At 69.0% G+C, this 18260-nt stretch carries 20 protein-coding genes; 10 read left to right on the top strand and 10 right to left on the bottom strand.

Annotated elements, in window-relative coordinates; all coding sequences use genetic code 11:
* Positions 1 to 14 precede the first annotated feature (14 nt).
* Positions 15 to 758, top strand: coding sequence for a 3-keto-disaccharide hydrolase (locus tag IC535_RS11400; RefSeq protein ID WP_429000381.1), 744 nt, complete (start codon positions 15 to 17; stop codon positions 756 to 758).
* A gap of 7 nt (positions 759 to 765) precedes the next feature.
* Here the strand turns inward: IC535_RS11400 and IC535_RS11395 are convergent, their stop codons facing one another.
* The 5 genes from IC535_RS11395 to IC535_RS11375 are packed head-to-tail and all read right to left on the bottom strand — an operon-like array spanning position 766 to position 5399.
* The gene (locus IC535_RS11395; protein WP_228886249.1) at positions 766 to 1062 is read right to left on the bottom strand and encodes a c-type cytochrome; all 297 of its coding nucleotides are present in this window, start codon (positions 1060 to 1062) and stop codon (positions 766 to 768) included.
* A 17-nt stretch (positions 1063 to 1079) separates the two neighbouring features.
* Entirely contained in the window at positions 1080 to 1946 is an 867-nt protein-coding gene (locus IC535_RS11390) for a sugar phosphate isomerase/epimerase family protein (RefSeq protein ID WP_228886250.1), read from the bottom strand.
* A gap of 19 nt (positions 1947 to 1965) precedes the next feature.
* Positions 1966 to 3090 (bottom strand): Gfo/Idh/MocA family protein, encoded by a 1125-nt coding sequence (locus IC535_RS11385; RefSeq protein WP_228886251.1) that lies wholly within the window; start codon positions 3088 to 3090, stop codon positions 1966 to 1968.
* A gap of 12 nt (positions 3091 to 3102) precedes the next feature.
* Entirely contained in the window at positions 3103 to 4320 is a 1218-nt protein-coding gene (locus tag IC535_RS11380) for a nucleoside permease (RefSeq protein WP_228886252.1), read from the bottom strand.
* Positions 4321 to 4346: 26 nt separating this feature from the next.
* Positions 4347 to 5399, bottom strand: coding sequence for a sugar phosphate isomerase/epimerase family protein (locus IC535_RS11375; protein WP_228886253.1), 1053 nt, complete (start codon positions 5397 to 5399; stop codon positions 4347 to 4349).
* Positions 5400 to 5494: 95 nt separating this feature from the next.
* Between IC535_RS11375 and IC535_RS11370 the strand changes: the two genes are divergently transcribed.
* The 4 genes from IC535_RS11370 to IC535_RS11355 all read left to right on the top strand — a co-directional run bounded on the left by IC535_RS11370 (position 5495) and on the right by IC535_RS11355 (position 8626).
* A complete protein-coding gene (locus tag IC535_RS11370) occupies positions 5495 to 6544 on the top strand; it encodes a LacI family DNA-binding transcriptional regulator (protein ID WP_228886306.1) in 1050 nt (349 codons plus the stop codon).
* Positions 6535 to 6819, top strand: coding sequence for a hypothetical protein (locus IC535_RS11365; protein ID WP_228886254.1), 285 nt, complete (start codon positions 6535 to 6537; stop codon positions 6817 to 6819). The genes IC535_RS11370 and IC535_RS11365 overlap by 10 nt, the downstream gene beginning before the upstream one ends.
* Positions 6820 to 6834: 15 nt before the next feature.
* Positions 6835 to 7353: a GNAT family N-acetyltransferase gene (locus IC535_RS11360; protein ID WP_228886255.1), complete on the top strand. Its 519-nt coding sequence runs from the start codon at positions 6835 to 6837 to the stop codon at positions 7351 to 7353.
* Between the two features lie 247 nt (positions 7354 to 7600).
* On the top strand, positions 7601 to 8626 hold the full coding sequence (locus IC535_RS11355) for an AI-2E family transporter (protein ID WP_228886256.1): 1026 nt from the start codon (positions 7601 to 7603) through the stop codon (positions 8624 to 8626).
* Positions 8627 to 8653: 27 nt separating this feature from the next.
* Here the strand turns inward: IC535_RS11355 and IC535_RS11350 are convergent, their stop codons facing one another.
* Complete coding sequence (locus IC535_RS11350) at positions 8654 to 10657, bottom strand: hypothetical protein (RefSeq protein ID WP_228886257.1); 2004 nt, start codon at positions 10655 to 10657, stop codon at positions 8654 to 8656.
* Between the two features lie 171 nt (positions 10658 to 10828).
* Here IC535_RS11350 and IC535_RS11345 point away from each other — a divergent pair, with 171 nt between their 5' ends.
* Positions 10829 to 11038 carry a hypothetical protein gene (locus IC535_RS11345; protein ID WP_228886258.1) on the top strand — a complete coding sequence of 70 codons (210 nt, stop codon included), beginning with the start codon at positions 10829 to 10831 and terminating at the stop codon, positions 11036 to 11038.
* Positions 11039 to 11047: 9 nt separating this feature from the next.
* Here IC535_RS11345 and IC535_RS11340 read toward each other — a convergent pair whose 3' ends face one another.
* Both IC535_RS11340 and IC535_RS11335 read right to left on the bottom strand, forming a co-directional pair.
* Complete coding sequence (locus IC535_RS11340) at positions 11048 to 12109, bottom strand: MBL fold metallo-hydrolase (protein WP_228886307.1); 1062 nt, start codon at positions 12107 to 12109, stop codon at positions 11048 to 11050.
* A gap of 113 nt (positions 12110 to 12222) precedes the next feature.
* Positions 12223 to 12792: a TetR/AcrR family transcriptional regulator gene (locus IC535_RS11335; RefSeq protein ID WP_228886259.1), complete on the bottom strand. Its 570-nt coding sequence runs from the start codon at positions 12790 to 12792 to the stop codon at positions 12223 to 12225.
* 162 nt (positions 12793 to 12954) lie between these two features.
* On the opposite strand from IC535_RS11335, the gene IC535_RS11330 reads away from it, so the two are divergent.
* Positions 12955 to 13398 (top strand): DUF1801 domain-containing protein, encoded by a 444-nt coding sequence (locus IC535_RS11330; RefSeq protein ID WP_228886260.1) that lies wholly within the window; start codon positions 12955 to 12957, stop codon positions 13396 to 13398.
* A gap of 193 nt (positions 13399 to 13591) precedes the next feature.
* Positions 13592 to 14719, top strand: coding sequence for a metallophosphoesterase (locus tag IC535_RS11325; RefSeq protein WP_228886261.1), 1128 nt, complete (start codon positions 13592 to 13594; stop codon positions 14717 to 14719).
* Between the two features lie 27 nt (positions 14720 to 14746).
* On the opposite strand, the gene IC535_RS11320 is transcribed toward IC535_RS11325, so the two are convergent.
* Both IC535_RS11320 and IC535_RS11315 read right to left on the bottom strand, forming a co-directional pair.
* Positions 14747 to 16153: a DUF2867 domain-containing protein gene (locus tag IC535_RS11320; protein ID WP_228886262.1), complete on the bottom strand. Its 1407-nt coding sequence runs from the start codon at positions 16151 to 16153 to the stop codon at positions 14747 to 14749.
* A gap of 29 nt (positions 16154 to 16182) precedes the next feature.
* Entirely contained in the window at positions 16183 to 16497 is a 315-nt protein-coding gene (locus tag IC535_RS11315; protein WP_228886263.1) for a metalloregulator ArsR/SmtB family transcription factor, read from the bottom strand.
* A gap of 195 nt (positions 16498 to 16692) precedes the next feature.
* On the opposite strand from IC535_RS11315, the gene IC535_RS11310 reads away from it, so the two are divergent.
* Positions 16693 to 17184: an RNA polymerase sigma factor gene (locus tag IC535_RS11310; protein ID WP_228886264.1), complete on the top strand. Its 492-nt coding sequence runs from the start codon at positions 16693 to 16695 to the stop codon at positions 17182 to 17184.
* Positions 17181 to 18233, top strand: a complete 1053-nt coding sequence (locus IC535_RS11305; protein ID WP_228886265.1) for a FecR family protein — start codon at positions 17181 to 17183, stop codon at positions 18231 to 18233. The genes IC535_RS11310 and IC535_RS11305 overlap by 4 nt, the downstream gene beginning before the upstream one ends.
* Positions 18234 to 18260: the final 27 nt, after the last annotated feature.

Below are 18260 nucleotides of genomic sequence, written 5' to 3'. Positions count from 1 at the left end.
TGGATCGGAACGTGATGACCAGGCCGCTTCTGTTGGCGGCCGGCCTGTGGGCCACGGCCTCTGCGTCCGCGCAGGCTGGGGCTGACCCTGCGCGCGATCCCGCGAAGACCGAAGTGTGGGTGCCCGTGCCTGCAGCCGTGGCCACGCCGCCGGGCAGGGCGCCCTCCGATGCGATCGTGCTGTTCGATGGCAAGGATGTCTCGGCCTGGGAGTCGGAGCAGGGCGGACGCGTGCCCTGGCTCATTGCCGATGGCGCGCTCACTGTGGTGCCGGGCAGCAAGGGCATCCGCACCAGGCAGCGCTTCTGCGACGTCCAGCTGCACGTCGAGTGGCGTACGCCGCTCGAAACCCGCGGTTTCGAGGGCCAGGACCGTGGCAACAGCGGCATCTTCCTGCAGGAGCTGTATGAGCTGCAGGTGCTCGACAGCTACAACAACCCGACTTATGCCAACGGCCAGGCGGGCTCGATCTACAAGCAGGCCCTGCCGCTGGTGAACGCCTCGCGTGCACCGGGGCAGTGGCAGGCCTACGACATCCTCTGGAAGGCGCCGCGCTTCTCGCAGGGCGGCGGGCTCATCTCGCCCGCGCGCATCACCGTGCTGCACAACGGCGTGCTGGTGCAGGACGACACGGTGCTGGCGGGCAGGACCGAGTACATCGGTGCGCCTTCGTACGCGCCGCATGCGTGCGCGCCGATCTACCTGCAGGAGCATGATTCCAGGGTCAGCTACCGCAACATCTGGGTGCGCGAGCTGTAGTGGAATGCTATTTCGCCAGGTAACTGGCGAGATTGTCGATCTCCTGTGGCGACAGCTGGGAGAAGGGGGGCATCAAACCGCCGCCCTTGCTGATCTTCTCCTTGATCTGCGCCGGCTGCAGCCGCTTGGCGACGTCGGTGAGCGCCGGGAACGTGGGTGGAACGCCCGCGCGGTTCGCGCCGTGGCAGGCCGTGCAGTGGGTTGTATAGAGCTTGGCACCGGCGGCAGGGTCGTCCTTGGACCATGCCGTGGTCGCAGACGCGGCGCCGCATAGAACCACGGCCATTGCCAGGATCGTTTTCATGTGGGCTCCTTCACGCTTCATCGCGGTGCACTGGCGGGCGCATGGGGGTACAGGTGTTCACGCAGGTAGTCCGCGCCGGTCTGGATGACCTTGGCCGGATCGCGTGGCTGGTCGTGCTCGACGATGTACCACCGCACGCCGGCAGCTGCCGCGGCAGGCAGGATCGTGCGCCAGTCCAGCACGCCCTGGCCGACGGCGGCGAAGCCGCCCTCGTCTTCGGCCTGGCCGGTGGGGGCATTGTCCTTGGCGTGTACCGCGAACAGGCGGCCGCGGAATTTACCCAGCATCACCGCCGGGTCCAGGCCGGCACGCGCGACCCAGGCCAGGTCCAGCTCGCTCTGCAGATCGGGACCGGCCGCGGCGAACAGCAGTTCCAGGCCCGTCCTGCCATTGAAGGCTACCAGCTCGAAGTCATGGTTGTGGTAGGCCAGGTGCATGCCCTTGGCCCGCACCTGTTTCGCGATCCGGCCCAGTTCCTGGCCCAGTGCGGTCCAGCCCGCGGCATCGGTGGGCCGATCCTTCGCGTCCAGGTAAGGCACCACCAGCATGGTGTTGCCGATCGACCGGTTGAAGGCCACCACGCCGTCCAGGTCCCTGCGCAGCTCGGCCAGCTGCACGTGGGAGGAAATCGCCCTGATCGAATACCTGTCCAGCAGCTGCTTCAGTTCCACGGCGCTGACGTTCTGGGTGCCGACCGTTTCCACCGCGCCCACGCCTGCGTCGTGGACGATCTTCAACTGCTGGTCGAGCGATCCCGCGTTGCGCAGCGTATACATCTGCACCGCGATGGGCTGTTGCGGGATGGCAGCTTCGCGTGCGAAGGCGGGCAGGGCAACGAGGAGCAGCAGCGCGAGCGTTGCCGTTCTGCGAGCAGGGGTGTTCATCAGGAAATCCTCCGGGGGTTCAACCGATGGCGGTCCAGGCACGCGTCCTGGCCGATGCGATGACGCGGTCGACGATCCGCGCCGAGCGCAGGCCGTCTTCGAAGGTGGGCAGGCCCGGCGGCCGCTCGCCGTCGATGGCGCGATAGGTGTCGGCGACGAACGCCTCGAAGCAATGGCCGTAGCCCTGCGCGTGCCCGGCCGGCAGGACCGACAGCCGGCGCTGTTCGGCACTGCCGGCCCCCGGGCCACGCACGAAGGTCTCCTCGCGCTGGTCGGGCAGGCCGATCCACAGCCGCTCGGCGTCCTCCTGGTTGAATGCCACGCTGGATTTGGCGCCATCGATCTCGAACCAGAGGCGATTGTGGCGTCCGGCCGACACCTGGCTGACCGTCAACGACGCCAGCGTCCCCGCGCCGGTCCTGAACATCGCCGCCGCCACGTCCTCGCTGGCGACCGCCTGCATCGCGCCACCGGCCACCGCTGTGGTGAAGCTCTGCCCGGTGAGCGTGCCGCGCTCGGCGATCACGGTGGCGAACGCTGCGCTGACGTCGACGAAACGCTCGCCGCTGACCCATTCCACCAGGTCGCACCAGTGCGAGCCGATGTCGGCGAACACGCGCGACGCGCCGCCCAGCGCCGGGTCCACGCGCCAGTTGTTGCTGGCCGGGTCGAGCAGCCAGTCCTGCAGATAGCTGCCGTGGATCAGGTGCAGCGGCCCCAGCTCGCCCTGCGCGATGCGTGCGCGTGCCTCACGGACCACCGGGTGGTAGCGGTAGACGAAGGGCACCGTGGCGACCAGCCCGGTCGAGGCGGCCAATGCCGCCAAAGCCTCGGCGTCTTCCAAGGTCGTCGCCAGCGGTTTCTCGCAGATCACGTGTTTGCCGGCTTCCAGTGCGGCCTGCGCCATGGGGCGGTGCAGGTGATTGGGCGTACAGATGTGCACGACCTGCACCTGGGGATCGGCGACCACTTCCTCGATATCCCGATAGGCGCGCGGGACATTCCACGACTGCGCCACCTCGCGTGCGCGTTGCGGGGAAGAGGCGGCCACGCCGCGCACCTCGGCACCGGCGAGCAATGCCGCGCGGCGATGCACGGCGCCGATCATGCCCGTGCCGACGATGGCGATTCCTGGTTTGCGCATCGGATGGGTTCCTCAGGGCGTGGAAGGCGCGGCCGCGACCACCGGCCGGTCGCGGAACAGCAACAGGAAGGCGATCAGCACGACCAGCGCGACGCCTGCCGGGAACAGCCAGATCCGTTGCCAGTCCGGGCCCGCGGCGGTGGTGTAGTGCTCCACCACCGCGCCGGACAGGAACGTGCCGATCAACATGCCCACGCCGTAGGTGGCCAGGGTGATGAAGCCCTGCGCGCTGCTGCGCGCGTCGGGGCCGGCATGCGCATCGGTGTAGATCTGGCCGGTGACGAAGAAGAAGTCGTAGCAGATGCCGTGCAGCACGATGCCGATCACCAGCAGGGAGAAGCCGCCGCCCGCATCGCCAAAGGCGAACATGGCGTAGCGCACCACCCAGGCGGCCATGCCCACCGCCAGCATCGTCTTGACCCCCAGCCGCACGAACAGGAACGGCATGGCCAGCATCAGCAGGACTTCGGAGACCTGCCCCAACGATTGCAGGCCGGCCGCGCCGCGCACGCCCAGGTCGTTGAGATACGGATTGGTGAAGTTGTAGTAGAACGACAGCGGGATACAGATGGCGATGGATGCCAGGAAGAACACCAGGTACGAGCGCGACTTCAGCAGCCGCAGCGAATCCAGCCCCAGGATCTGCCCCAGCCCGGCATCGCGTTGCCGCGCCAGCGGCGGGGTGTGCGGCAGCGTGAACGCATACAGGCCCAGCGCCAGCGATGCCATCGCCGCCATCTGGAACGTCAGCTCCAGCCGATGCGCCTGTTCCCAGCCCAGCCAGCCGATCAGCACGCCCGCCACGATCCAGCCGACGCTGCCGGCCACCCGCACCAGCGGGAACTGTTTCTCAGGCGATTGCATGTGCCGCATCGCCACGCTGTTGGCCAGCGCCAGCGTCGGCATGAACAGCAGCATGTATCCCATCACGTAGGCGGAGAAGGTGCTGAAATCCGTCGCCGTGGACGCCAGCCACATCAGCGCCGCACCGGCCAGGTGCAGTACCGCCAGGATGCGCTGCGCGGCGAAGTAGCGATCGGCGATCAGGCCGACCAGGAAGGGGGCGACGATGGCGCCGATGGATTGGCTGAGGAAGGCCGTCGCCACCTGGCTCGCGCTGGCCTGGAGCGGGCCCTGCACCAGGTACGTGCCCAGGGTGACGAACCACGCCCCCCAGATGAAGAACTGCAGAAACATCATCGCGCCCAAGCGCGACATGGTGTGCGTCATGGCTTGCCCTCCCAGGCAGTGATGGCTCAGATCCCCAGCATGCGGCGCAGCGATCCAGGATCGGTGCCGCTGTCGGCAAAGTCGTCGAAGGCGCGTTCGGTCACGTGGATGATGTGGTCGCGGATGAAGGTGGCCCCCTCCCGCGCGCCGTCTTCGGGGTGCTTCAGGCAGCACTCCCATTCCAGCACCGCCCAGCCGGGGAAGTCGTATTGCGCGAATTTGGAGAAGATCGCCTTGAAGTCGATCTGGCCATCGCCGAGCGAGCGGAACCGCCCCGGACGATCGATCCAGTCCTGGTAGCCGCCATAGACGCCACTGCGCGCACTGGGGCGGTACTCGGCGTCCTTGACGTGGAAGATGCCGATGCGGTCGTGATAGCGGTCGATGAAGCCCAGGTAGTCGATCTGCTGCAGCAGCAGGTGGCTGGGGTCGTACAGGATCCGGGCCCGGGGGTGGTGGTCCACTTCGTCGAGGAAGCGCTCGAAGGTCGCGCCGTCGTGCAGGTCCTCGCCCGGGTGGATCTCGAAGCACAGGTCCACGCCGCAGGCGTCGAAGGCATCCAGGATGGGGCGCCAGCGGCGGCCGAGTTCGGCGAAGGCTTCTTCCACCAGCCCGGGCGGGCGTTGCGGCCACGGATAGAAGTAGGGCCAGGCCAGCGCGCCGGAGAACGTGGCATGCGCGGTCAACCCCAGACGCTGGCTGGCCCTGGCGGCCAGCAGCAGCTGCTCCACCGCCCAGGCCTGGCGGGCGGCGGGATCGCCGCGCTTGTCGGGTGGCGCGAACCCGTCGAACAGGCTGTCGTAGGCGGGGTGGACGGCGACCAGCTGCCCTTGCAGGTGGGTGGACAGTTCGGTGATCTGCAGGCCATGTCCGGCCAGCATGCCGGCCACGTCGTCGCAGTAGGCCTGGCTCCGGGCCGCCTCGGCCAGATCGAACAGGTGGGGCGCACTGGTCGGTACTTGTAAGCCAGAATACCCCAGGCCCGCGGCCCACTTGGCCAGCGTGTCCAGCCGATCGAAAGGAGGGGTGTCGCCGATGAACTGCGCCAGGAACAGCGCTGGACCCTTGAGCGTCTTCAAGGTGATTCGCCCTAGATGCAATCGATTGCATTATCCTAGCAGGGGCTTCCGCAGGACCCGTTGTGCACTGCACAGCGGAAAGAAAAACTAACGCCATGGCAACCATTTACGACATCGCAAAGCAGGTCGGCGTCTCCGCCGGCACGGTGTCGCGGGCGCTTTCCCGGCCGGACAAAGTCCTGCCGGCCACGCGCACCCGCATCGAGCAGGCCGCCGCCGCGCTGGGCTATGTCCCCAACACGGTTGCGCGGACCCTCAAGACCCAGCGCAGTGGCAAGATCCTGGTCACCGTTCCGGACATCGCCAATCCGTTCTTCGCCCAGATCCTGCAGGGTGCGGAGGAAGCCGCGCAGGCCGTCGGCTACGCCGTGCTGCTGGGTGATACCCAGCATCAACCCGACCGCGAGGAGCGCTACGCGCAGATGCTCCGGCGCAACGAGGCCGACGGCCTGATCGTGCTCGGGCATCGCCTGCCGCCGACCGCGCGCGCGATCGTCCAGCAGCTGGGCGCCGCCGCGCCGGTGGTCAATGGATGCGAATTCGACCCTGCGCTGGGAATCCCCAGTGTCCACATCGACAACGCGGCCGCCGCGCGCGCGGTGATGGAACACCTGTATGGACTGGGCCACGAACGGGTCGCCGTGGTGGGTGGGCCGCCGGACAATCCCCTGCACCGGCAACGGCTCGAAGGGACCCGGGCCGCCGGCAGGGCGCGCGGCCGCCTGCGCCACCTGAGCGTGATGCCCGGCGACTTTTCCGTGGAATCCGGCCATGCGGCCGGCATGGCGCTGTTGGCCCGCGCGCCGATGCCGACCGCGGTGTTCTGCTTCAGCGACCAGATGGCGCTGGGCGTCCTGGCGGCCTGTCGTGATCTGGGCATCCGCGTGCCGGAGGACCTGTCCATCGTCGGCTTCGACGACCTGGCCTCGTCCAGTTACCTCACGCCCCCGTTGACGACCATCCGGCAACCCATGCGGGAGATCGGTGTCCGCGCGGTCAAGCTGCTGCTCGCCATCATCGAAGGGGTGGATGTGCCGCTTCAGCAGACGCTGGATTTCAGTTTGATGTTGCGCGGCTCGACTGCTTCGCCCGCACCTCATCCACTGCCATGGGCCACCCGTCAGGATGCGCCCGCATGTCCATAGTGATCCCCGCGTTGCCCAAGCCACCCACCCGCATCGCGGCCTGGGTGCTGATCCTGTTGGGCATGCGGCTGACCCTGAAACCGGGCCTGATCGTGACCTTGCTGTCGGGCCTGCTGGTGTTCCACCTGACCCATCTGCTGGCCTGCACGGTGGAAGGCCAGCTGCCGCCGGGGCGCGCACGCGCCTACTCGGTGATCGTGCTGTCGGCGCTGGTGGCCGCACCGGTCTTCTACGCCTGCATCAAGCGCGAGCTGCTGGATCAGCGCTGGAACTGAGCTGAGCAACGTCCCATGCCGTCGTACGACATCATCACGCTTACCACTGCCCGGTTGACCTTGCGCCCACAGGTCATGGCCGATTTTCCGGCCTATGCCGCCTTCCTGTCCTCATCCCGCGCGGTCGGCGTGGGCGGACCGATGGACGAACGTTCGGCCTGGGGCCTCTTCTGCCATGACCTGGCGCAGTGGCCGCTGTTGGGGCATGGCGCGTTGATGATCGATCTGACCGCGACCGGCGCGTGCATCGGGCAGGTGGGGATCAACCATGGGCCGCCTTTCCCGGAGAAGGAACTGGGCTGGTTGCTGTACGCCGGCCATGAAGGCCAGGGATATGCCACCGAAGCCGCTGCAGCGCTGCGTGACTGGGCGTTTTCGGCGTTGGCGTTGCCGACGCTGGTGAGCTACATGACGCCGACGAACACCGCATCGGCCCAGGTCGCGCGACGCCTTGGCGGCGTACTGGATGCTACGGCCCCTCGGATGGACATCGCGGATCTGGTCTACCGCTATCGGCCCCCCGCACACTGTTGAGCGGCCGCACGCGGCGCGTCGAGGAAGGCGTGCCGCTGGACGAAGCGCAGTTCCGTGCCTGGGTGCAGCAGGCCAGCAGGCCAGCCGGCTGCCGGGCGAACGGAGTGAGGGCAGCGCCGCGCTAGAACTTCAGGTTCAACGATACGTAGGCCGAGCGCCCGGTGCCGCCGAGAACATCGGCTGGTCATCCGACGGCTGCGGGCCGGCCGCATCCACTACCATGGGCCACCTGCCAGGATGCACCGCCATGTCCCTAGTGATTCCCGCGCCGCCCAAGCCGCCCGTCGCCCGCATCGCGGCCTGGTTGTTGATGCTGCTGGGCATGTGGCTGGCGTTGAAGCTGGGCCTGGTGGTGACGCTGCTGTCGGGCCTGCTGGTCTTCCACCTGACCCACCTGCTGGCCTCCACGGTGGAAGGCAAGTTGCCGCCCGGGCGCGCACGGGCCTACTCGGTGATCGTGCTGTCGGCGCTGATCATCGGCGTGCTGACCCTGGCCGCGATCGGTATCGCGTCGTTCTTCCGCAATGAAACCGGCGGCCCCGATGCGCTGCTGATGCGCTTGATGGACATCCTCAATTCGTCCCGCCACCAGGTGCCGGCGCTGCTGCAGCCATACATCCCCGAAGACCTGCAGGCGCTGCGCACGGCGGTGAACGACTGGGCCGCCACCCACCGCCAGCAGTTGGGTATCGCCGGTACGTCGGTAGTGCAGATCAGCGTGCGGGTGCTGATCGGCATGGTGCTGGGCGCGATGATCGCGCTCTACGACGAACTGCCGCTGCCGAAGATGGGGCCGCTGGCGCGGGAGCTGGTCGGCCGTACCAGCCGCCTGGCCACCGCGTTCCGCCAGGTGGTGTTCGCGCAGGTGAAGATTTCCCTGCTCAACACGCTGTTCACCGCGATCTTCCTGCTGGGCGTGCTGCCGTTGTTCGACGTGCACCTGCCGTTGTCCAAGACGCTGGTGCTGATCACCTTCCTGGCCGGGTTGCTGCCGGTGGTGGGCAACATCATCTCCAACACCATCATCACCATCGTGGCGCTGTCGGTGTCGTTCTATGTGGCGGTGGTGGCGCTGCTGTACCTGGTGGTGATCCACAAGCTGGAATATTTCCTCAACGCCCGCATCGTCGGCGGCGAGATCCAGGCGCGGGCGTGGGAACTGCTGCTGGCGATGCTGGTGATGGAAGCGGCGTTCGGCCTGCCGGGGCTGGTAGCCGCGCCGGTGTTCTATGCCTACGTCAAGCGCGAACTGCTGGACCAGCGCTGGATCTGACCCTTCGCAGCCACGCACGGCGTGGTGCTACCGCCTGGCCGGCCGGCCAGGCGTGGCCAGCTTGCTGCGCCGGTGGTCGGCGCGCCGGGCCTGGTAGCGCGCCATGCTCTGCTCCAGTTCCTCCAGTGCGCCGGCCGGCAGCCACAGCTGCCCGGTGCCGCGGGTCATCGCGGTATAGGCTGCGCGCACCGGGTTGTGGCCATAGCCGCGGCCGAAGCCGGTACGGAAGCAGCAGATCGCCATCGCTACCTGGGCAAACTCGCTGTTCTTGGCATGTTCGACCAGCAGCAGCTGCAGCGGCGCCTGGTGGTAGTCGGCCAGGCGCTGGCCCAGTTCGCCGAAGCGGTCGCGGTTGTAGCCACGCATGAACATGCGCGGGATCTGCGGCATGTCCTGGTCGTTGCACTCGGCCAGCAGCGCTTCCCAGCGTTGGCTGCTGCCGCCGTGCGAGGTCATTTCGCGGTAGGCCTCTTCGCCGCGGTTGACCTCGCGGCCGAGGCTGGACACGCTGTCGGGGTGAATGCCGAAGCTGGCCCCGGCCGCGGCCAACCGCTGCGCTTCCTCCAGCAGCCGCCACGGGCTGCCGTAGACGCGCGCGCCGCTGCCCGGCACCTCGTCCCAGCCGGCATAGGTGCGGACCAGGGTCGGCTGGTCGGCCGAGCCTTCGAACGGGGCCTGGATGAAGCCGGTGGCATCCAGCGCCACGGTCTGGTTGACCAGCTGCTCGACCCGGCGGCCCTGGCGCACCGACTGGGCGATCTCCAGGGTCATGCCGGTGGCGAAACGCGGCGCCCGGCCGATCAGCCGCTGGTTGGGGTCGCCCAGGCTGATCACCGCGCCGGCGTAGCCGGACAGCAGCGCCTTCCAGGCCGGGCTCATGTCGTGGCCTTCGTCGACCAGCAGCGTGCCCCAGCTGGTGGGGATCGGCGCGTGGTGCTGGGCCAGCCATTTGCCGAGGTGGTCGACGTTGAGGCTGAGCAGGGTGGATTTCTGCAGGGCCGGGTCGAACATGCAGCGCCACACGTGCTCGGCGGCGGCCAGGTATGGCGCCGCATCGAGCATCGCCCACGGCAGCGCCCGCACGAAGTGGCGGGGCTGCAGGCGCTCGTCCGAGGAGCGGCACCAGCTGGCGATGCCCTCGAAGGCCACGCGCAGGACGCTGGCCGGGGGCTGGTTGCCGATCGGCTGCAGGCCGATGCGGCGGGCGATGTCGGCAAAGGACGCCTTGCTGATCTGGAAGGTCGGCCGGAACGCGGTACCGAGCAGGCCCAGGCGGTGCGCGTTGCCGGCCACCTGGTTGGCGAAGCTGATCTGCGACAGGATCTCGATCGGCAGCGCGCCGCTGAGCCGGCGCCGGAACGCCTGCACCTGGCCGGGGCGCGGCGCGATATAGGTGTAGCGCCGGGTTGCGCTGTCCAGCAACTGCAGGATCAGGTGGGTCTTGCCTGCGCCGGCGTATGCATCCAGGTCGATGTGTTCATCGTCGTTGGCGACGATGGCGCGCAGCGCACGCGCCTGTTCGGCGGTGTAGCGGTGGGTGCGCTCGACGTAGGCGGGGGCCGGCCGGGCGTCGCCGGCCGGTTCCCGCGCGGGGTCGGCCTGCACGGCCGCGTCGGTGTAGAAGCGGATGGTGTGCGGTTCCAGCGTGGTCTGGCAGTCGGCCTGGAACAGGTCCACCGGATAGGCATCGGCGGACACCGCGCAGTAGTGCGCCACCACCTCCTCCGGGCCCAGCAGCACGCCTTGCGCGGCCAGGGCCTGCAGCCAGTGGTCCGGGTCGGCCGGCACGCTGCGCGCCAGGGCGCCGAACTGCGCGGCCGCCGCCTCGGGTTGGGCAGCCAGCAGCGCGCAGGCCTGGTCGATCAGCCCGGTCAACGCGGCCCGGTGCGGGGGCCGGCCCTGGCACAGCGCGGCGGCGAACAGCCCGGCCCGTTCCAGCGCGGTGGCCGGAATCTGCGCGTGGTCCAGGAAGGCGGAAACCGCTGCCTGGGTCAGCGGAAGGAAATACGCAGGTTGGGTCGGCAGGGGCATTGCAGAGGCGGTAGGGCAGCTGCCGGCACGGTAGCAGATGCACCCTGGCCGCGCCCGGAACGGATGGGTGTTGCGCCGATGACGCGGGTGGCCTGGAATGCGTATGCTCAGGCCGCCTGCCTCCGGGGTGGAGGCAGGCTGCCGATCCGTCGTGCCTACCGGGGAGCCACCATGCTGATCCTGTTTCTGCTGTTCTCGCTGCTGTGCCTGTGGATCGTCTTCCTGGGCGGCGCCGAGCGCGTGCAGGGGTTGTTCTCGCTGCTCACGTTCGATCTGATCGACCTGTTCTCCGAGCCGTTGACCGTGCAGCAGGTGCGCCTGTGCGTGGCGATCACCTGGTGCATCGCCGCGGCGCTGATGGTGGCGCTGGCCCTGGGCTGAGCGGTGCGCCTACATCGCGCTGCCGACCGGGGTGATCCGGCGCGCCTGCTGTTCGGCCTTCACCTGCCGCCACCACGGCGTGCCCGGCTGCGGTGCGTCCAGGTCCAGGCGTTCGCCCATGCCCGGGGTGGCCAGGGCGATGCCGCGCTGCGCGGCCAGGGCGCTGACCCGTTCGAACGGCTCGTCCCACGGGTGCAGGGCCAGGTCGAAGGTGCCGTTGTGGATCGGCAGCAACCAGCGCCCGCGCAGGTCCTGATGGGCCTGTACGGTCTGTTCGGGCTGCATGTGCACGAACGGCCACTTGGCATCGTAGGCGCCGGTTTCGATGAAGGTGACATCGAACGGGCCGTACCGTTCGCCGATGCGCTTGAAGCCATCGAAGTAGCCGGTGTCGCCGCTGAAGAACAGGCGCAGGCCGTCATCCATGATCACCCACGACGCCCACAGCGTGCGGTTGCCATCGCGCAGCCCGCGGCCGGAGAAATGCTGGGCCGGGGTGGCGGCAAAACGCAGGCCGTCCACCTCGGTTTCCTGCCACCAGTCCAGCTGGCGCACGCGCTCGCGCGGCACGCCCCAGGCGATCAGGCGGTCGCCCACGCCCAATGGGGTCAGGAACACCTCGGCGCGGGTGGCCAGGTGCTTGATGGTGGCGCGGTCCAGGTGGTCGTAGTGGTCGTGGGAGAGCAGCACGCCACGGATCGGCGGCAGGTCCTGCAGGGCGATCGGCGGGGCGTGGAAGCGTTTGGGCCCCATCCACTGCACCGGCGAGGCGCGCTTGGAGAACACCGGGTCGGTCAGCCACCAGTGGCCGCGCAGTTTCACCAGCAGGGTCGAATGCCCCAGCCGGTACAGGCTGTGCTCGGGAGCATCGGCCAGCTCGGCGGCGCCGATCGCGCGTACCGGCGGCGGCTGCGGCGGGGTGGTGCCGGCCGGGCGGTCGAACAGGAATTCCCAGAGCAGCTTGAGCATGCCGGTCACGGTTTCCTTCGGCTTGGGGGCGGCGTTGGTGAACTGGCCGGCGGTCATCTGCGGCGAATTGGCATGGTTGGCGATAGGCACGGTCAGGGTCATCCCGAGGAGTACGGTGAGGGAAAAGGCGGCGGCAATCAGGGGCAGGGCGCGCATGTGTCTCTGCTGGAATATTGAGCGCGTAGGCACTCATTCATGGGGTGAAAAAGGCCGGTTCAACGCTGGATGCCTTTCCAGAACAGGTCGAAACCGGCCTGCTGCAGCCTCTGCCGGTGTTCGGGCTCGGCGGCCATGGCGTCCAGGGTGGTTTCCAGCAGGTTGATCAGCACCCGGCCCAGGTAGAACGGCAGGCGTTGGCCGTCGACGTGGTCGGCCAGGCCGGTTTCCAGGCTGTGCAGCATGCTGCCGAACAGGCCGGCGCATTCGCTGCGGGTGTGTTCGCTGATGCGCTCGGACACCTTGAGCTGGCGCAGCGCCATGCGGTCCACCGGGTAGCTCGAGCCCCAGGCGATCAGCGCATTCCAGGCGTGTTGCAGCAGGTCGTGGGCGTTGGCCCCGGTGGGGAAATCGGTGGCCAGCGCATTGGCCAGCCGGGTTTCCAGCTGCACGAAGACCGCGTTGAGCAGGGCGTCCTTGCTCGGAAAGTAGGTGAACACTGTCCCTTCGGCCACCTTGGCCGCGCGTGCGATCTGCGCGGTGGACGCGCCGATGCCCTGCGCGGCCACCAGCTTGGCGGCGGCTGCAAGGATGGCATCGCGTTTGTGATCGCTGAGCGGGCGGGCCATGGAGAATGAGTAAGTGAGTGCTTGCTCATTTATAGATGTGGGCGATGCCGGCTGCAAGTGCCGGTGCCCGGGCGGGGGCAAGCCGTTCAGGTCCGGGCGGGTTGTCGGCGTGGCGGGCTGGGTCTATAAGGCGGTTCTGGACCGCTGACAGGATGGCCGCCGATGCCGGCAAAATCCCCCGCACCCCCGCCCAGCGACGCTGCCGGACCCCGGCTGCTGTCCGGTGGCAATCCGCAGATCCCCAAGGGCTACGGCGATGCCCCGGTGCAGGCCTATATCGCGGCGATGCCGGGATGGAAGCGCGCCGTAGGGCAACGCCTGGACGCGCTGATCACCGCTGCGGTACCGGGCCTGCGCAAGGCGGTGAAGTGGAACAGCCCGCTGTATGGCGCAGGTGACGAGGGCTGGTTCCTGAGCCTGCATTGCTATACCGGCTACATCAAGGTGGCCTTCTTCCGCGGTACCGCGTTACGGCCGGTACCACCGCAGCCCTCCCGCAGCGGCGACACCCGTTACCTGCACGTGGGCCCGGACGCGCCGCTGGACGAGGCGCAGTTCAGTGCCTGGGTGCGCCAGGCCAGCCGGCTGCCTGGCGAACGGATGTAGGCCGCGCGGCTGCCGGGGCAGCGTGGCGGCGGCAGGCAACAATGCAGTGGAAAAGCCGCGGCGGTGCGGTCATCGCGCTGCCATGTGACAGCACTGCGGTGGCAGGCGCTGGCGGATTCGGCAAAGATGAGCGGCTGTACGTTCGCTGCGAGGCGTGCGTGCCGGCTTTCCCCCATTGAAACTGGATCTGCCTGTGCTGAGTGTTGTTGGTTTGCTGCTTGCGCTGTACGTGGTGTGGCGTGTGGTCTGGCCCTTGCGGGTGCCGGTGTCGGTGCGTGGCCCGTTGGGCCTGCTGGTACTGGCGCTGGCGCTGCACCACCGGATCGTGGCGCGCTTCGCCGGCACGATGGCCTCGCCGGAGATTCCCAAGGCGGCCATCGCGCTGCTGGCCACCGGCTTCACGGCACTGCTGCTGGGGGCATTGTTGCTGCTGCTGTTCGATGCGGTGCTGTTGGGCGCGCGGCTGCTGCGCTGCCCGCGCGTGATCGCCGCGCTGCGTGCCGGGTGGCTGCGGCCGGCGGCGATGGGCGTGGCGCTGCTGGTGTCTTCCTATGGCATCTGGCAGGGCATGGCGGTGCCGCAGACGCGGCGGATCGAGGTCGCGATCAAGGGCCTGCCGGCCGCCTTCGATGGTTACCGCATCGTGCAACTGACCGACATCCACGCCAGCCGCCTGCTGACCGGCGCCTGGGTGGCCAAGGTGGTGGCCAACAGCAATGCGCTGTCGCCGGACCTGGTGGTGATCACCGGCGACCTGATCGACGGCAGCGTGGCGGCGCGTGCGCCGGATGTCGCGCCGCTGCGCCAACTGCGCGCCAGTGACGGGGTGATCGCGATCACCGGCAACCACGAGTACTACGCCCAGTACGCCGCCTGGATGCGGGCTTTCCGCGCGCTGGGCATGCAGGTGCTGGAAAACAGCCACGCCCAGGTGCGGCGCGGCGGCGCGGCGCTGACCATTGCCGGAGTCACCGATCCGGCGGCGGCCAACTATGGCTTGCCGCGGCCGGACCTGGGTGCGGCATTGGCCGGTGCCGACCCTGGCGCGCCGGTGATCCTGCTCGACCACCGCCCCGGCGCGGCGCGCGCCAATGCGGCCAGGGGCGTGGCGCTGCAGTTGTCCGGGCATACCCATGGCGGCCATATCCTGGGCATGGACCAGCTGGTCAAGCGTGCCAATGGCGGCTATGTGTCCGGCCGCTACGACGTGGCCGGCATGACCTTGTATGTCAGCAACGGCGCCGGGCTGTGGCCGGGCTTCGCCGCGCGCATCGGCGTGCCGTCGGAGATCACCCTGATCACCCTGCGCAGCGCTCCGTAGCGCGGGGTCGGGGCCGGCGTTGGCGATTCAGGCGGCGAGCGGATCGTGCGCGGCGGTCGTCTGTACCAGCTCCGGTGCCAGCGCGTACGCCACTGCCATGCGCAGCATCGCCGGGGCGATATGGCGGCGGTGCAGCGGGTCGACCAGCATCATGTAGCAGCGGCCGAAGCGGTTGAGGGTGTGCACCCGCATGCCCAGCGCCACTTCTGCCGAGCCATCATCGTGCAGCTGCACGCGCACGCAGGAGCGGAACCGCAGGTGGCGGTCATCGGCGCCCAGCAGCACTTCGGCGCAGCGGTCGGCGCTGTCCACGGCCTGGGCATGGACCGGGAAGCGCTGCGCGAACCGCTGCTTGCAGTCGCTGGACAGCAACGACGATGCCGGGCATCCCAACGGCGAGGTGCGCAGCCGCAATGGCGCCACCAGCACGTTGCGCACTGCCATCAGCCGCGCCACGCCGGCGGGCGGATTGTGCATGAAACCCTCCAGTACCCGCTCCAGCAACGCCTGGGCCGAACGGCAGCCGACCCGGTGCGCCGGCACCGAAAGGGTGGTGTAGTCCTGGTGGTGGAAGCCGCTGGCAAGGGCTTGGCGCAGCAGTGAATCGGCCGGGGCTTCGGCCAGCGCACGCACCGGATGCGCGGCGGCGCGGCGGCCCACGTGGCCCTGCACGTCACGCCGCGCCAGCCCGGCACGCAGCCGCCCGGCCAGGCCGCGGCTGCGCGCGCACAGGAAGGCCAGCACCGACGAGGTCGGTGCGCGCAACGACAGGCTCACCACCGGCAGTTGACTGAGGTCGGCCTGCGCCAGCAGCCGCTGCAGCGCCGGCGGCAGGGTTTCGGTCAGGCAGGGTATGTCGGCGGCATCGGCCAGCACGCACGCGCGCTGCGCGTCGGTCAACGTGCCAGCGCGTTCATCGGCATGGCAGGACAGCGCGAACAGGGCCGGATGCCGGGGATGGCGCGACACGAACTGGTGCCAGGTGGCACTGCCGAAGCGCACGGTGAACAGGCTGTCCGGGGGGATGTCGACGCAGCGTAGCGCCTGCACGAACGCGGCCGGATCGCGCTGCAGCTGCGCGTCCGATGCGGTGGAGAAACGCAACTGCGCGCCGCCGCTGCCAGCGATCGCGGTGAACATGCGGACCCCGGCGTGGCGGTGGAAGGGATGCCCCTGCCGGCCCACCGAGAACGAATACAGCGACGAGGCATCCTCTTGGGCCAAGTGCATCCCGCCCAGCCGGGCCGACGGTTCGTCGAGCGCATCGATGTAACGTGGATGCGCGGCCTGGCGGAGCCCGGCATCGCGCAGCAGCAGGTCACCGGCGCCTATCCCCAGCTGGGCGATCAGGGTCACTTCAACCGGGCTGCCGCCGCCGAAGGAGGGCAGGCTGATGCTGGGGAAGGAGCGGCTGACGCGGGTGGTGTCGAGCATGACGCGGTCCTTGTCGTGCGCAGTGGGACTCAGGGGCTGGGCTTGCGCCGGGCGCGGGCACGGCTTTCGCGTTGCAGCGGCCCACCCACCGGGCAGACTTCGGCCGCCCAGGCGAACAGGGTATTGGTCAGCGTGTCCGGTACCTGGCGGAAATACACGAACTGGCCGCGCTTCTCGCGTTCGATCAGACCGGCATCCTCGAGGATGCGCAGGTGGCTGGACAGCGCCGGCTTGCTGAAGTCGAAGCGTTCGCCCAGTTCGCCGGCACTGAGCTCGCCACCGTTGAGGTAGGCCAGGATCTGCCGGCGGGCGGTGGAGGCGAGGGCTTCGAAGATACGGTCCATGCGGGTAGTTAACTAATTCGTTAACTGATGGTGTTCCCGTGGGCGGGCATTGTCAAGTACAGGCCGCTTCGGACGTGCCCGTCCGCAATGACACCGCGACCGTCACCACAGCGTCATCTGCACGACATACCTTGCGCGCACTTCCGGGGGCGGGGCAATGCAGTGGCCGAGCAGGTAACGGGGCGTCTTGCGCGCATGTTCGTCGAGCATGCGCCGCTGCTGCGCGGCTTCTTCACCCGACGCGGCGCGCGGCAGGAGGCCGAGGACCTGGTCCAGGAGACCTATCTGCGCCTGCTGCGCGCGCATGACGGCGCGGGCGAGGCGATCGCCAACCCGGAGGCGTATCTGTTCACCGTGGCGCTGAACCTGGCGCGCGAACAGGCCGCGCGACGGCGCTGGTCGATGTTGCCGATCGAGACGCTGGAGCAGCTCAGCCAGGGCCTGCCGGCCGAAGAAAGCGTGGAGGATGCGGCCGAACGCGAACAGCGCAGCGCGCACCTGCAGCGGTTGCTGGCCAGCCTGCCCGAACACACCCGCGCGGTGCTGGTGATGCAGTATCGCGACGGTCTGAGCTACAAGCAGATCGCCGAGCGCATGGGGGTGTCGGCGCACATGGTCAAGAAGCACGTGGTGCGCGGCCTGTCGGTGTGCCGGCGTGGCCTGGCCGATCGCGCGGAGCGCTGGTGAAAACGCCGGCTCCGCATCCGGCCGCACTGACCGGCACTGCCGCGCACTGGCATGCGCTGCAGCGCGAGGGCGCGTTGAGCCCGGCGCAGCAGCGCGCCTTCATGCAGTGGGTGCTGGCCTCGCCGGACCACCTGCGCGAATACCTGGCCATCAGCCGGGTGGCCGGTGCGCTGGGCGATGCGCTGCGCGCGATGCCGAACGACCTGGATGCATTGCTGGCGGCACCGGCAGCGCCGACGCCGACCGGCAACGTAGTGCCGCTGCCGGTGCGGCGCAGTGCACCGCCGCCACCGGCAGCGCCGCGCCCGCGGCACCTGCCCGGCATCGCCGCGGCCGCCGCGCTGCTGGTCGGCATCGGCCTGGCCGCGCAGCTGGCCTGGCCGACCACGCTGCACTACAGCGCCGCACACGGCGCGCCACGGCGGATCACCCTGCCGGACCAGAGCGTGGTGCATCTCAATGCGGAAAGCGCGTTGTCGGCGCATTTCAGCCTGTTCGGGCGGCGCATGGAACTGGAGCGCGGCCAGGCCAGCTTCACCGTGGCACCGGACCGGCGCCGGTTCACGGTGCACGCCGCCGGCCTGCAGGTCACCGATATCGGCACCACCTTCGATGTGTCGCTGCAGCGCGAGCAGTTGCGGATCGGGGTCAGCGAAGGGCGCGTGCAGGTCCGCGGCGAGGCCGGCCAGGGCCGCATGCTGGCCGACCTGGTGGCCGGGCAAAGCGCGAAAGTGGACTACCGCGACCAGCAGGTGCGCATCGGCCAGGAGGATCCGGCCAGCATGCTGGCCTGGTGGCAGGGCCGGATCGTGTTCCACGACGAGCCGCTGCGCGAAGTGGCCGACCGCTTCAACCGGATCAACCGGAAACGCCTGCAGGTCAGTGCCGAGGCTGGCGCGCTGCGCCTGACCGGCAACCTGCGTGCCGATGACCTGGACTCGCTGCGCGTGTTCCTGGACCAGCAGCCGAGCCTGGCCACCACCCACACCCGCGGCGGCATCGCCGTGCGCCTTCGCGCCGCCAGCGAGGCCGGTGCGGTCGCGCGCTGAGTTTGGCAACGCAGCGATGTGTTGCAG

The sequence above is a fragment of the Stenotrophomonas rhizophila genome (genome assembly GCF_020857975.1).
GTDB lineage: Bacteria > Pseudomonadota > Gammaproteobacteria > Xanthomonadales > Xanthomonadaceae > Stenotrophomonas > Stenotrophomonas rhizophila_C.
The sequence above is the reverse complement of the archived record's forward strand: the minus strand, read 5'-3'. Positions and strand labels throughout refer to the sequence as shown.

Bases quoted from the DNA above. Each gene is read 5' to 3' on its own strand.
- IC535_RS11400 (WP_429000381.1), top strand. From the start codon at position 15: ATGACCAGGCCGCTTCTGTTGGCGGCCGGCCTGTGGGCCACGGCCTCT.
- IC535_RS11395 (WP_228886249.1), bottom strand. From the start codon at position 1,062: ATGAAAACGATCCTGGCAATGGCCGTGGTTCTATGCGGCGCCGCGTCT.
- IC535_RS11390 (WP_228886250.1), bottom strand. From the start codon at position 1,946: ATGAACACCCCTGCTCGCAGAACGGCAACGCTCGCGCTGCTGCTCCTC.
- IC535_RS11385 (WP_228886251.1), bottom strand. From the start codon at position 3,090: ATGCGCAAACCAGGAATCGCCATCGTCGGCACGGGCATGATCGGCGCC.
- IC535_RS11380 (WP_228886252.1), bottom strand. From the start codon at position 4,320: ATGACGCACACCATGTCGCGCTTGGGCGCGATGATGTTTCTGCAGTTC.
- IC535_RS11370 (WP_228886306.1), top strand. From the start codon at position 5,495: ATGGCAACCATTTACGACATCGCAAAGCAGGTCGGCGTCTCCGCCGGC.
- IC535_RS11365 (WP_228886254.1), top strand. From the start codon at position 6,535: ATGTCCATAGTGATCCCCGCGTTGCCCAAGCCACCCACCCGCATCGCG.
- IC535_RS11360 (WP_228886255.1), top strand. From the start codon at position 6,835: ATGCCGTCGTACGACATCATCACGCTTACCACTGCCCGGTTGACCTTG.
- IC535_RS11355 (WP_228886256.1), top strand. From the start codon at position 7,601: ATGTCCCTAGTGATTCCCGCGCCGCCCAAGCCGCCCGTCGCCCGCATC.
- IC535_RS11350 (WP_228886257.1), bottom strand. From the start codon at position 10,657: ATGCCCCTGCCGACCCAACCTGCGTATTTCCTTCCGCTGACCCAGGCA.
- IC535_RS11345 (WP_228886258.1), top strand. From the start codon at position 10,829: ATGCTGATCCTGTTTCTGCTGTTCTCGCTGCTGTGCCTGTGGATCGTC.
- IC535_RS11340 (WP_228886307.1), bottom strand. From the start codon at position 12,109: ATGACCCTGACCGTGCCTATCGCCAACCATGCCAATTCGCCGCAGATG.
- IC535_RS11335 (WP_228886259.1), bottom strand. From the start codon at position 12,792: ATGGCCCGCCCGCTCAGCGATCACAAACGCGATGCCATCCTTGCAGCC.
- IC535_RS11330 (WP_228886260.1), top strand. From the start codon at position 12,955: ATGCCGGCAAAATCCCCCGCACCCCCGCCCAGCGACGCTGCCGGACCC.
- IC535_RS11320 (WP_228886262.1), bottom strand. From the start codon at position 16,153: ATGCTCGACACCACCCGCGTCAGCCGCTCCTTCCCCAGCATCAGCCTG.
- IC535_RS11315 (WP_228886263.1), bottom strand. From the start codon at position 16,497: ATGGACCGTATCTTCGAAGCCCTCGCCTCCACCGCCCGCCGGCAGATC.
- IC535_RS11310 (WP_228886264.1), top strand. From the start codon at position 16,693: ATGTTCGTCGAGCATGCGCCGCTGCTGCGCGGCTTCTTCACCCGACGC.